General features: G+C 61.7%; 11 protein-coding genes. 8 read left to right on the top strand and 3 right to left on the bottom strand.

What is annotated here, in order from left to right; all coding sequences use genetic code 11:
* Positions 1 to 16: 16 nt before the first annotated feature.
* The gene (locus Q0Z69_RS06755) at positions 17 to 238 is read right to left on the bottom strand and encodes a hypothetical protein (RefSeq protein WP_298031187.1); all 222 of its coding nucleotides are present in this window, start codon (positions 236 to 238) and stop codon (positions 17 to 19) included.
* On the opposite strand from Q0Z69_RS06755, the gene fumC reads away from it, so the two are divergent.
* The 8 genes from fumC (at position 239) to argF (ending at position 10,704) form a co-directional block, all read left to right on the top strand.
* Entirely contained in the window at positions 239 to 1,597 is a 1,359-nt protein-coding gene (gene fumC, locus Q0Z69_RS06750) for a class II fumarate hydratase (protein ID WP_298031185.1), read from the top strand.
* Between the two features lie 304 nt (positions 1,598 to 1,901).
* On the top strand, positions 1,902 to 3,128 hold the full coding sequence (locus tag Q0Z69_RS06745) for an argininosuccinate synthase (RefSeq protein WP_298031182.1): 1,227 nt from the start codon (positions 1,902 to 1,904) through the stop codon (positions 3,126 to 3,128).
* Positions 3,129 to 3,478: 350 nt separating this feature from the next.
* Positions 3,479 to 4,864: an argininosuccinate lyase gene (argH, locus tag Q0Z69_RS06740; RefSeq protein WP_298031179.1), complete on the top strand. Its 1,386-nt coding sequence runs from the start codon at positions 3,479 to 3,481 to the stop codon at positions 4,862 to 4,864.
* Positions 4,865 to 4,911: 47 nt separating this feature from the next.
* Positions 4,912 to 5,871 (top strand): N-acetyl-gamma-glutamyl-phosphate reductase, encoded by a 960-nt coding sequence (argC, locus tag Q0Z69_RS06735; protein WP_298031176.1) that lies wholly within the window; start codon positions 4,912 to 4,914, stop codon positions 5,869 to 5,871.
* Between the two features lie 96 nt (positions 5,872 to 5,967).
* Positions 5,968 to 7,194 carry a bifunctional glutamate N-acetyltransferase/amino-acid acetyltransferase ArgJ gene (gene argJ / locus Q0Z69_RS06730; protein WP_298031173.1) on the top strand — a complete coding sequence of 409 codons (1,227 nt, stop codon included), beginning with the start codon at positions 5,968 to 5,970 and terminating at the stop codon, positions 7,192 to 7,194.
* A gap of 300 nt (positions 7,195 to 7,494) precedes the next feature.
* Entirely contained in the window at positions 7,495 to 8,358 is an 864-nt protein-coding gene (gene argB, locus Q0Z69_RS06725; protein WP_298031171.1) for an acetylglutamate kinase, read from the top strand.
* Between the two features lies 1 nt (position 8,359).
* The gene (locus Q0Z69_RS06720) at positions 8,360 to 9,535 is read left to right on the top strand and encodes an aspartate aminotransferase family protein (protein WP_298031169.1); all 1,176 of its coding nucleotides are present in this window, start codon (positions 8,360 to 8,362) and stop codon (positions 9,533 to 9,535) included.
* Positions 9,536 to 9,720: 185 nt separating this feature from the next.
* The gene (gene argF, locus Q0Z69_RS06715) at positions 9,721 to 10,704 is read left to right on the top strand and encodes an ornithine carbamoyltransferase (RefSeq protein WP_298031166.1); all 984 of its coding nucleotides are present in this window, start codon (positions 9,721 to 9,723) and stop codon (positions 10,702 to 10,704) included.
* On the opposite strand, the gene Q0Z69_RS06710 is transcribed toward argF, so the two are convergent.
* Both Q0Z69_RS06710 and Q0Z69_RS06705 read right to left on the bottom strand, forming a co-directional pair.
* Positions 10,682 to 10,858 carry a hypothetical protein gene (locus Q0Z69_RS06710; RefSeq protein ID WP_298031164.1) on the bottom strand — a complete coding sequence of 59 codons (177 nt, stop codon included), beginning with the start codon at positions 10,856 to 10,858 and terminating at the stop codon, positions 10,682 to 10,684. The two genes, argF and Q0Z69_RS06710, sit on opposite strands and share 23 nt — an antisense overlap.
* Before the next feature lie 108 nt (positions 10,859 to 10,966).
* Positions 10,967 to 12,247, bottom strand: coding sequence for a helix-turn-helix domain-containing protein (locus tag Q0Z69_RS06705; RefSeq protein WP_298031162.1), 1,281 nt, complete (start codon positions 12,245 to 12,247; stop codon positions 10,967 to 10,969).
* Positions 12,248 to 12,276 lie beyond the last annotated feature (29 nt).

Here is a 12,276-nt window from a genome sequence, read left to right as displayed (position 1 = left end):
AACTTTAAAAAGTTTTTTATTGCGGCGCATCCCGCCGCCGCGTCTGCGCCGCGCAGGAAAAGTATGGACTTTCATCACTGGCGGCTTCGCCGCCGGTACCGCTTAAGCGGCCCCAATCAAACAATGAAATTGTTTGATGAGTGATTTGTATCAGCTCTGAGGAGTCATCCCCCTTGCGTCCCGGCGTCTTTCCGGATATAATAAAATGAAATTTTGTACAAATGGGGGATCGATCCATATGAACACCCGCATCGAGCATGACACCATGGGGGAGATATCCGTTCCGGCGGACCACCACTGGGGCGCCCAGACCCAGCGGAGCTTTGAGAACTTCAAGATCGGCGGCCAGCGCCAGCCCAGGGAGATCATCACCGCCTTCGCCTATTTGAAGGAAGCCTGCGCTCTGGCCAACCGACAGGCAGGCAAGCTGACGGAGGAGCAGGCCCAGGCCATCGCCGCCGCCTGCCGGGAGATCCGGGAGGGGAAATGGGACGGCGAGTTTCCCCTGGTGGTGTGGCAGACCGGCAGCGGAACCCAGACCAACATGAATGTCAACGAGGTCATCGCCCATCTGGCGGCGGAAAAAGGCGTGGCCCTGCATCCCAACGACCATGTGAACGCCTCCCAGTCCTCTAACGACACCTTTCCCTCCGCCCTGCACATCGCGGCGGCGCTGAGCGTGGCAAACGACGTGATCCCTGCGGCGGAGCGGCTGGCGGCGGCTTTTGAAAAGCTGGCGGCGGCATACCCGGATCTGATCCGCATCGGCCGGACCCATTTGCAGGACGCCACGCCCCTGCGGTTCGCTCAGGAGGTCTCCGGCTGGCGGGAGCTGGTGGAGGCCCCCTGCCGGATGCTGCGTCTGGCCCTGACGGAACTGACCAAGCTGGCCATCGGCGGTACCGCCGTGGGCACCGGCCTCAACGCCCCCAAGGGATACGATGAGATGGTCTGCGCCCAGCTCCGGGAGATGACGGGACTGGACTTTACCCCGGACGAAAACAAGTTCCACGCCCTTACCAGCAAGGACGCCCTGGTGTTTGCCCACGGGGCGCTGAAGGCCCTGGCGGCCAACCTGATGAAGATCGCCAACGATATCCGCTTTGAGGCCAGCGGCCCCCGCTGCGGCATGGGCGAACTGCGCATCCCGGAGAATGAACCGGGCAGCAGCATCATGCCCGGCAAGGTGAACCCGACCCAGTGCGAGGCCGTCACCATGGTCGCCGTCCAAGTGATGGGAAACGACGCGGCCATCGGCTTCGCCGCCAGCCAGGGCAATTTCCAGCTGAATGTGTTTTTGCCGGTTTCGGCATATAACTTCCAGCTCTCCGCCCGGCTGCTGGCGGATGTTATGGATTCCTTCCGGGCCCACTGCGTGGAGGGCATAACCCCTGATGTTGAGCGGATGGAGCGCAACCTGCACAACTCCCTGATGCTGGTGACCTGCCTGACGCCCAGGATCGGCTATGAGGCGGCGGCCAAATGCGCCAAAAAGGCCCTTCACGACGGCACCACGCTGAAAGAAGCGGTGCTGGCCCTGGGCCTGCTGACGGCGGAGGAATTTGACGAGACGGTGCGGCCGGAGAAGATGGTGTAAATGGGAGAGGGCGGCCGGAGGGCTGGTCCTTTCCCACGCTGGGACGGACTATGCACACGATACAGTGAATGTGAATATATGCGGAATTTTATGCAGGGCGGCCTGCCGCCGGGGGACAGGCCGCCCATCGGGGAGGGCCGCCGGGACTGGAACAGCTAAAACGACTGACAGCAATGGATTTGTGGATATATGCAAAAAATACCAAAGGACATGGAAAAGATTATGCAAGTTGACAGTTGAATAAATATTCAATGTAGGCGTATAATGCAACCATCATCAAACAACACTTAGGGAGGACCCCATCATGAAAAAGGATAAGAAAGACATCAAGAAGATCGTGCTGGCCTATTCCGGCGGCCTGGATACATCCATCATCATCCCCTGGCTGAAGGAGAACTACAACGACCCCGAGATCATTGCCGTGGCAGGCGATGTGGGCCAGAACGACGAGCTGGACGGCCTGGAGGAAAAGGCCATCAAGACCGGCGCTTCCAAGCTGTATATCGCGGACCTGACCGACGAGATGGTGGATGACGTCATCATCCCCTCCATGAAGATGGGCGCCAGCTATGAGCAGTATCTGCTGGGCACCGCCTTTGCACGGCCCATCATCGCCAAGAAGCTGGTGGAGATCGCCAAGGCCGAGGGCGCCGACGCCATCTGCCATGGCTGCACCGGCAAGGGCAACGACCAGGTCCGGTTCGAGCTGACCATCAAGCGCTTTGCCCCCGACATGACCATCATCGCCCCCTGGCGGGAGTGGTCCATCAAGGGCCGGGACGAGGAGATCGACTACGCCGAGGCCCACAACGTGCCTCTGAAGATCTCCCGGGAGACCAACTACTCCAAGGACAAGAACCTGTGGCACCTGAGCCATGAGGGCCTGGATCTGGAGGACCCCGCCAACGAGCCCCAGTACGAGAAGCCCGGCTTCCTGGAGATGGGCGTTTCCCCCATCACCGCCCCCGACGCGCCCACCTACGTCACCCTGGACTTTGAAAAAGGCGTGCCCGTGGCCATTGATGGCGAGAAGATGAAGGCCAGCGACATCATCCGCAAGCTGAACAAGCTGGGCGGCGAGAACGGCATCGGCCTGCTGGACATCGTAGAGAACCGGCTGGTGGGCATGAAGGACCGGGGCGTTTATGAGACCCCGGGCGGCACCATCCTCTACAAGGCCCATCAGTGCCTGGAGATGATCACCATCGACAAGGACACCGCCCACATGAAGAGCAAGCTGGCGGTGGACTTCGCGGATCTGGTTTACAACGGCAAGTGGTTCACCCCCCTGCGGGAGGCCCTCAGCGCCTTTGCGGACAAGACCCAGGAGCATGTCACCGGCAGCGTGAAGCTGAAGCTGTACAAGGGCAACATCATCACCGCCTCCGTCACCTCTCCCGATAGCCTGTACTCCGAGGAGCTGGTGACCTTCAACGAGAGCGCCTACGACCAGACCAATGCCACCGGCTTCATCAACCTGTGGGGCCTGCCCGATACGGTGCTGGCCTTGAGAGAACAGGGCAAGCTGTAAAACCTGGGAGGGGGGCAGGCTCCCCTCCTGACCACCCCTTACCTCGTCGGAAGAAACTGCGCTATCTTTCCAAGACCCGGTGGAAGAGGGACTTGGAAAACTGCTCCGTTTCTTCCTCCTCTCCCCGCCGAGCCTGCGCGGCGGGCCCCCTGAGAGGAATGGTGCCGCCGCCAAAGGCGGCCGGAAGATTTTTGCCCCGCCCATGCCGCGGCGAAAATGATTTGAATGGATCTGTTTGCTGTTGGCAAACAGATCAGGGGCATGCCCTTAGCCCCATTTGAAAAGAAAAACGCGGACTGCGGGACGGAGACGACCTCTTCGCCCCGCGTCTGCGGTGAAAGGAACCTTTTATGAAACTATGGTCCGGGCGGTTCGGGAAGGACACCGACGCCCTTGTGAATGAACTGAACGCCTCCATCGGCTTTGACCAACGGCTGTACAGGGAGGATATCACCGGCTCCCTGGCCCACGCCAAGATGCTGGGGGACTGCGGCGTGATCCCCAAAGAGGATGTGGCCGCTATCACCGAGGGACTGCTGGGCATCCTGGAGGACATTGAGGCGGGGAAGGTGGAATTTTCCGCCGAAAATGAGGATATCCACATGAACATCGAGAGTCTGCTGACCGCCCGCGTCGGCGACGCGGGAAAGCGGCTCCACACCGCCCGCAGCCGCAACGACCAGGTGGCCCTGGACTTCCGGATGTACGTCCGGGAGCAGATCCCTGTCATCGTGGGGCAGCTTCTGGAGCTGGAGCGGGTGCTGTGCCGTCAGGCAAAGCAGCACCAGACCGCCGTGATGCCGGGCTATACCCACCTTCAGCGGGCCCAGCCCATCTCCTTTGCCCAGCACCTGTGCGCCTATGCCGCCATGTTCCGCCGGGACGTGACCCGGCTGGAGGACTGCGCCAGGCGGCTCAACGAGTGCCCTCTGGGCAGCGGCGCTCTGGCGGGCACCACCTATCCCATCGACCGCTGGCAGACCGCGAAGGAGCTGGGCTTTGACGGACCCATGGGCAACTCCCTGGACGGCGTGTCTGACCGGGATTATGCGTTGGAGCTGCTCTCCGGCCTGTCCATTTTGATGATGCACCTGAGCCGCTTTGCCGAGGAGGTCATCCTCTGGTGCAGCTGGGAGTTCAAGTTCGTGGAGCTGGACGACGCCTATGCCACCGGCAGCAGCATCATGCCGCAGAAGAAGAACCCGGATGTGGCGGAACTGGTCCGCGGCAAGACGGGCCGGGTCTACGGCGACCTGATGGGCCTGCTGACGGTGATGAAGGGCCTGCCTCTGGCCTATAACAAGGATATGCAGGAGGACAAGGAACCGGTGTTCGACGCCATCGACACCGTGGAGATGTGCGTCCCCGTGTTCGCCGCTATGATCGACACCATGACCGTCCTGCCGGACAACATGCGCAAGGCGGCGGGGAAAGGCTTCATCAACGCCACCGACTGCGCCGATTATCTCACCAAGAAGGGCATGCCCTTCCGGGATGCTTACACCACCGTGGGCCATCTGGTGGCCGCCTGCACCCAGCAGGGCAAGACGCTGGAGGAGCTGACCCTGGAGGAGCTGAAGGCCGTCTCGGACCTGTTCGAGGCGGACGTGTACGACGCGCTGAACCTGGAGAACTGCATGGCTCTGCGGGCGAGCTACGGCGGCCCCGCCGCGGCGGAGACCACAAGGCAGATCGGGGCCATTGAGCAGTTCATACAGCAACGAGATAAAAGATAAGAGAGATCTCTTATCTCTTTATTCCTATCTGAACCGGAGGGCGTATTATGAGACCCAAAGTATATATCGACGGCAAGGACGGCACCACTGGCCTGCAAATTTATGACCGTCTGGCCGCCCGCAGCGACATCGACCTGCTGCTGATCGACGAGGTCAAGCGAAAGGACCCGGCGGAGCGAAAGAAGCTGATGGACGCGGCGGACGTCGTGTTTTTGTGCCTGCCCGACGCGGCGGCCATCGAGGCGGTGTCCCTCGTGGAGAATCCAAACACCCGCATCATCGACGCCTCCACCGCCCATCGGACGGACCCCGCCTGGGACTATGGCTTCCCGGAGCTGTCTCCGGCCCACAGGGAGGCTATCAAAAAGAGCAAGCGGGTTGCGAACCCCGGCTGTCACGCCACGGGCTTTATCTCCATCGTCTATCCCCTGACGGCCATGGGCCTGCTGCCGAAGGACGCGGTTCTGAGCTGCTTTTCCCTCACCGGCTACTCCGGCGGCGGGAAGAAGATGATCGCCCAGTACGAGGGGGAGGGCAAGTCGGAGGTGATGGCCAGCCCCGCCATCTATGGCGTGACCCAGGCCCACAAGCACCTGCCGGAGATGCAGAAGATCTGCGGTCTGGCCCAAAAGCCGGTGTTCAGCCCCATTGTGGACGACTATTACAAGGGTATGGCCGCCACCGTGCCGTTGCATATGAGCCAGATCCAGGGCGTGACGGCCCTTCATGACGTGTGGGCCAGGCTCTATGACTACTACCGGGGCCAGAAGCTGGTCCGGGTCGCCGGCGACCCCACCGACGAGGAGGGCGGCATCGAGGCCAGTTCCAAGCTCTACGGCGCGGCCAAGGCCGGGACCGACAGCCTGTCTCTGTTCGTGGCGGGAAATGACCGTCAGTTCACCATCACCGCCCTGTTCGACAATCTGGGCAAGGGCGCGTCCGGCGCCGCTGTCCAGAACATGAACCTGATGCTGGGTTTCCCGGAAACGACAGGGCTGAACCTATGATCCCAAATGTGGAATGAGGAGCGAGGAATGAGAATTTTTTCTCATCCGCGCCCCGATCCGTATTCGAATTACTAATTGAAACAGCGAGGTAGAAGTATGCTGAACTTTATCTCCGGCGGCGTCTGCGCCGCTCAGGGCTTCCGGGCAGCCGGCATCCATGTGGGCGTCAAGACCCACGCTGCTTGGAAAAAGGACGTGGCGCTGATCGTCTCCGATGTGGACTGCGCCGCAGCGGCGGTGTTTACGAAAAACGTGGTGAAGGCGGCGCCCATCCATGTGGACAAGGCCCATCTGGCCGGCGGGAAGGCCCGGGCCATCATCGCCAACAGCGGCAATGCCAACGCCTGCGCCCCCCACGGTGAGGAATACGCCCAGCGGATGTGCGCTGCGGCGGCAAAGGCCATTGGCTGCGGAGCGGAGGACGTGCTGGTATCCTCCACCGGCGTGATTGGCCAGACCCTCAACGTCCAGGTCATCGAGGACGGCGTGCCGGCGCTGTACGCTGCGCTGGAGCGTTCCGACGAGGCCAGCGACGCGGCGGCCCACGCCATTATGACCACCGACATGGCGAAAAAAGAGGTGGCGGTGGAGACCACCGTGGGCGGCAAGATCGTCCGCATGGGCGGCATCGCCAAGGGCAGCGGTATGATCCATCCCAATATGGGCACTATGTTGTGCTTTTTGACCACTGACTGCGCCATTTCTCCTGAAATGATCAAGACCGCCCTGCTGGAGACGGTGGGCGTCAGCTTCAACCGCATCAGTGTGGACGGCGACACCTCCACCAACGACAGCTGCATTGTCCTGGCCAACGGCTTGGCAGGCAATCCCTGCATCACGGAAAAAGGCCCGGACTATGACGCGTTCCTGGAGGCTCTCCAGGCCCTATGCGTGGAGCTGGCCAAGCGGATGGCCTCCGACGGCGAGGGGGCCAAGCACCTCATCACCTGCACCGTCAAAGGAGCTAAGGATGTGACCCAGGCGGAGACGGTGGCCAAGTCCGTCATCTCCTCCAGCCTGATGAAGGCCGCCATTTTCGGCGCCGACGCCAACTGGGGCCGGGTGCTGTGCGCCATGGGCTACTCCGGCGCGGACTTCGACCCGGAGAAGGTGGACGTTCACTTCGCCAGCGCGGCGGGGGATATCGCCGTGTGCGAGAAGGGCCGGGGCCTGGACTTTGACGAGGCCAAGGCGAAAACGATCCTGACGGAGCACGACGTGGAGATCAACATCACCATGGGCGAGGGCGGCGCCGCCTGCACCTGCTGGGGCTGCGACCTGACCTATGACTATGTGAAGATCAACGGCGATTACCGTACTTAAAGAGGGGACTTCGCACACCGTTGCGGCAGTACGATTCCCGGCCCCTATTTGGGGCCGCCAATCGTGCCGCGGCCTCGAAAGCAGCTCGTTTCATCCGCCACTGGCGGCGCTTCGCTGCTTTCTCCCTTTAGATTCCCCCCACCAGTGACATCGGTCACTGGCGTGTGCGCCCAAGGCGCACAGGTCGGGGTATTTTCGCCACGTACACGCCGCGGCGAAAATGATTTCATTTTATTTTTCCGCTCATGCGGAGAAACCAGAGGCAAACCCTGGAACTCATAGAGGAAAGGAGAGAGGCTTATGTCCTCTCATGAACAGCAGGCCCGCACGCTGGTGGAGGCCCTGCCCTATATCCAAAAATTCACAGGAAAGACCATCGTGGTCAAGTACGGCGGCAACGCCATGGTGTCCGAGGAGCTGCGCAAGGCCGTCATGAGCGATATCATTCTGCTGAGCCTGGTGGGCATCCGGGTCGTGGTGGTCCACGGCGGCGGACCGGAGATCAGCGACATGCTCAAGCGCATCGGCCACCAGAGCAAATTCGTGGACGGCCTGCGGTACACGGATGAGACTACCATGGACATCGTCCAGTCCGTCCTCTGCGGCAAGGTGAACAAGGACCTTGTGGCACAGCTCAACCGGCTGGGGGGCCAGGCCATCGGCCTGTGCGGCATGGACGGTCAGCTGTTCCAGGCGGAGCGCCTGGATGAGAAGTACGGCCTGGTGGGCCGCATCACCGGCGTGAATCCGGAGCCGGTGGAGAACGCCCTGATGACCGGCTACATTCCCGTGGTCTCCACCGTGGCCCAGGGCGTGGACGCGGATACCGCCTACAACATCAACGCCGACACCGCCGCTGCCAAGCTGGCAGTGGCCTTGGGGGCGGAGAAGCTGATCCTGCTGACAGATGTGCGGGGATTGCTGCAAGACCCCCACGACGAGGAGACCCTGATCCATGTGGTCCACACCTACGAGGTGCCGGAGCTGGTGGTGAAGGGCGTCATCTCCGGCGGCATGATCCCCAAGATGGAGTGCTGCGTGGACGCCATCACCGGCGGCGTGGACCGGGTCCACATCCTGGACGGCCGCATTCCCCACTCCATCCTCATTGAGCTGCTGAGCGACCAGGGTATTGGCACCATGCTGAAAAAGGAGGAGAACTGACATGACTTCCGCTGAGATCAAGGCCCTGACGGGCCAGTACATCATGAATACTTACGGCCGCTTCCCGGTGGCCGTGGACCACGGCCAGGGCGCGACCCTCTACGACCCCGAGGGCAATGCCTATATCGACTTCACCAGCGGCATCGGTGTGTGCGACCTGGGTTACGGGTATCAGCCCTGGGCCGACGCCATCGCCGCCCAGGCCAAAAAGCTGGGCCATGTGTCCAACCTGTTCTACACGGAGCCGGCGGCGCGGCTGGCGGAGATCCTCTGCAAGCGCACCGGCGAGAGCTGTGTGTTCTTCGCCAACGGCGGCGGCGAGGCCAACGAGGGCATGATCAAATTGGCCCGGAAGTACAGCTTTGACAAGTACGGCAAGGGCCGCTCCGCCATCGTCACGCTGAACAACTCTTTCCACGGCCGCACCATCACCACGTTGATGGCCACCGGCCAGGAGGTATTCCACAACTATTTCTTCCCCTTCACCGAGGGCTTCCGCTACGCCGACGCCAACGACCTCAGCGCCCTGGAGGCCGCCGGGGACGATGTGTGCGCCGTGATGATGGAGCTGGTCCAGGGCGAGGGCGGCGTGCTGCCCCTGGACAAGGCGTACGTCCAGGCCGTGGCCAAGCTGTGCGAAGAGCGGGACTGGCTGCTGCTGGTGGACGAGGTGCAGACCGGCGTGGGCCGGACAGGCAGCCTGTTCGCCTTCCAGCAGTACGGCATTCTGCCGGACGTAGCGTCCTTTGCCAAGGGAATCGCCGGCGGCCTGCCCATGAGCGGCATCCTGGCAAGCGCAAAGTGCCGGGACGTTCTGGGCCCCGGCACCCATGCCACCACCTTCGGCGCCAATCCCGTCTGTGCCGCCGCGGGCCTGGTGGTGCAGGAGACCTTGACCGGCGAATTCCTGGCGGAGGTCCAGGCCAAGGGCGCGTACCTGCGGCAGGGCATCGAGGCGCTGGACCTGCCCTGCTTCGGCAAGACCCGGGGCATGGGCCTGATGATCGGCATCGAGGTGAAGGAGGGTTTCCACAAGGGCGAGATCGCGAACAAGCTCATTGAAAACGGCCTGCTGGTGCTCACCGCCGGTCCCGGCATGCGCCTGCTGCCGCCACTGGTCATCACGAAAGAGGAGATGGACGCGGGCCTGGACATCATGAAGAAGGTCCTGGCGTAAAAGATCTCATTTCCCACGCCGCCGGGGGCTTCCGCCCCACGGGCCCTTTCTTACAGTAACACTGACTCTAACACGTACTCTAATCCTAACGGGAAGATTTTGCAAAATCTTCAGTTTTTTGCACGGAAGCGTGCAGCGGGACCCGGCCCGTTTCCCGGAGATCAACACGACAAGGAGAGACAACGATGGAAAACCATGCCCATTTTTTAAAGCTCCTGGACTACACCCCTGCTGAGATCCAGCAGCTTCTGGACACCGCCGCCGATCTGAAGGCCAAGAAGAAAGCGGGCGTTCCCCACCGGTACTTAGAGGGCAAAAACGTGGCCCTGATCTTTGAAAAGACATCAACCCGCACCCGCTGCGCCTTTGAGGTGGCCGCCCAGGACCTGGGCATGGGCAGCACCTACCTGGGCCCCACCGGCAGCCAGATCGGCGTGAAGGAGTCCATTGCCGACACCGCCCGGGTCCTTGGCCGGATGTTCGACGGCATCGAGTATCGGGGCTTCGGCCAGGATCTGGTGGAGGAGCTGGCGAAGTACGCCGGAGTGCCGGTGTTCAACGGATTGACCAACGAGTTCCACCCAACCCAGATCCTGGCGGACTTCTTGACCATCCAGGAGCACTTCGGGAAGCTCAAGGGCGTGAAGCTGGTGTATCTGGGCGACGCCCGGTACAACATGGGCAACAGTCTGATGGTGGGCTGCGCCAAGATGGGGATGCACTTTGTGGCCTGTGCTCCCAAGGCGTACATGCCGGAGGCGGCCCTGGTGGACCAGTGCCAGGCCATCGCCAAGGAGACCGGGGCCGTGCTGGAGTTCATCGAGGACCCCATAGAGGCCACGAAAAATGCCGGCGTACTGTACACCGACGTGTGGGTCTCCATGGGCGAGCCGGTGGAGGTCTGGCAGGAGCGCATCCAGGCGCTCGGCCCCTATCAGGTGACCCGTGCCCTGATGGACAACGCCGGCCCCCAGTGCCGTTTCATGCACTGCCTGCCCGCTTACCACGACCACAAGACCAGGGTTGGCAAGGAGATGGGCGAGAAGTTTGGCCGGGAGGCCATGGAGGTCACCGACGAGGTGTTCGAGAGCGAACAGTCCATCGTCTTTGACGAGGCGGAGAACCGGATGCATACCATCAAGGCCGTCATGTATGAGCTGATGAAGTGAGCTTGTCATACTGTTTCCTGATCAAAAACTTTAAAAAAGTTTTTGATTGCGGCGCATCGCGCTGCCGCCCGGCAACGAGGATAACGCCGCCAGCCGCTGAAGATGCCCTGAAAAACCGCGTTGCCCTTTGTTCACTGAGGGTATCAAAACACATAAAACGCCTCCCCGCTGGTTCTCAGCGGGGAGGCGCTCTTTTGTAAAGGCAGTGTCCTTTTGCAGGGAAGTGCTTTTTGCGGTACTCTTTCTGTTCTGTGAAGCCGCGTCAAAAGGAGGGGATCTCTCCAGGCTGCCAGGGCTGCAGGTGGAGCCGGGCGGATTCGATGGGGGAGCTGCTGAGAGATTTTTTTTCTTTCAGCCGGTAAGCGTCCAGAAGGGTATAGGTGGTCTGCCCGTGGTCATCGTCGATCCGCAGGGCCGTCATCACCGTGTCCCCCTCCGCCAGCTCAAAGCTGGTCTGATAGGCGAAGTTGTTGAACTGCTGCACATAACCGCTCTCCTCATATAGGGAGACTGCCTCCGGCACGGGAAAGCTCTGCTCCGGCTGTGTCTCCCGGTTGCGGAAGACACACAGCGAGACAGCCGTGGGCCGGAGAGAAAAGGCGGCGTTGGCAGGCGGGGAGATATGCAGATCCAGCGTCTCTTTACGGACTGTCGCCGGCGCGGCGGCAGTCCAGCCCCCGTCCCAATTACAGTCTACCTCCAGGGAAAAGCACCCTGGCAGACAGTCGTACAGCGTCTCCATGGCGCCGGCGCGGCTGACGTCGCCGTCGGTGAGGGCCACGGACAGGGCGATCTCCTGGTCCATGGGCACCACAAAGCCCTCGGCGGTGAAGATGCCGTCCTGGCCTGTGCCCTCCGCCGTGAAGGTCCTCCCATCGGACAGTGCAGCGGTGAACACGGCGGCGGTGCTTGCTGTCCACTCCTTGGGAGCAGCGGTGAGCCGCAGCGTCACCGTCTCGGCTACACCGTCGAAATCCGTGATCGTGGCAGTGGAATCATACAATATATTATTTTTTTCATCTAATATAGTGCTGATTTGCCGGGCCATGGAATTGATCTGGCCGTTGACAGAGCTGGATACACCGCTGATGGACTGCTGCAGGCCGGTATAGCGGCTGTCCAGCTGGGCAACCCGGCGGCCCAGACCCACCAGCAGTGCCAGCATGATGCCGCACAGGGCGAACAGGACGCGGACGTCCCGTTTTCCCCAGGGAGACTTCTTTTTTTCCGGCTGGGCTGCCAGATACCGGTCCACGATCTCCTGGACCATCCGCAGCTGGGCTTCGGTCAGCTCATCATCTGCAGGAGGAGCGGCCTCCGGCTGCTGTTCGGCCTCCACGCCCAGCAGCCGCCCCACAGACACGCCGAATAGGCGGCTCATGGCGATGAGGTTTTCCAGCTCCGGGATAGCGGCGTCGGCTTCCCATTTGCTGACGGCCTGCCGGGAGACATTCAGCTCCTGGCCAAGGGCTTCCTGGCTCAGGCCGGCGGCCTTGCGGCTCTCCTGAATGCGCTGGCCCAGGGTCGAGGGGTCTTGTGTCATGTATGGAGCACCTCCTGGATTTGGGACGG

It is taken from the genome of uncultured Dysosmobacter sp. (genome assembly GCF_947631165.1).
Taxonomy (GTDB): Bacteria; Bacillota; Clostridia; order Oscillospirales; family Oscillospiraceae; genus Oscillibacter.
The sequence above is the reverse complement of the archived record's forward strand: the minus strand, read 5'-3'. Positions and strand labels throughout refer to the sequence as shown.

What these genes read in the sequence shown, in the direction of transcription:
- fumC (WP_298031185.1), top strand. Translation starts at nt 239, where the DNA reads ATGAACACCCGCATCGAGCATGACACCATGGGGGAGATATCCGTTCCG.
- Q0Z69_RS06705 (WP_298031162.1), bottom strand. Translation starts at nt 12,247, where the DNA reads ATGACACAAGACCCCTCGACCCTGGGCCAGCGCATTCAGGAGAGCCGC.
- Q0Z69_RS06755 (WP_298031187.1), bottom strand. Translation starts at nt 238, where the DNA reads ATGGATCGATCCCCCATTTGTACAAAATTTCATTTTATTATATCCGGA.
- argJ (WP_298031173.1), top strand. Translation starts at nt 5,968, where the DNA reads ATGCTGAACTTTATCTCCGGCGGCGTCTGCGCCGCTCAGGGCTTCCGG.
- Q0Z69_RS06720 (WP_298031169.1), top strand. Translation starts at nt 8,360, where the DNA reads ATGACTTCCGCTGAGATCAAGGCCCTGACGGGCCAGTACATCATGAAT.
- argH (WP_298031179.1), top strand. Translation starts at nt 3,479, where the DNA reads ATGAAACTATGGTCCGGGCGGTTCGGGAAGGACACCGACGCCCTTGTG.
- Q0Z69_RS06745 (WP_298031182.1), top strand. Translation starts at nt 1,902, where the DNA reads ATGAAAAAGGATAAGAAAGACATCAAGAAGATCGTGCTGGCCTATTCC.
- argC (WP_298031176.1), top strand. Translation starts at nt 4,912, where the DNA reads ATGAGACCCAAAGTATATATCGACGGCAAGGACGGCACCACTGGCCTG.
- Q0Z69_RS06710 (WP_298031164.1), bottom strand. Translation starts at nt 10,858, where the DNA reads ATGTGTTTTGATACCCTCAGTGAACAAAGGGCAACGCGGTTTTTCAGG.
- argB (WP_298031171.1), top strand. Translation starts at nt 7,495, where the DNA reads ATGTCCTCTCATGAACAGCAGGCCCGCACGCTGGTGGAGGCCCTGCCC.
- argF (WP_298031166.1), top strand. Translation starts at nt 9,721, where the DNA reads ATGGAAAACCATGCCCATTTTTTAAAGCTCCTGGACTACACCCCTGCT.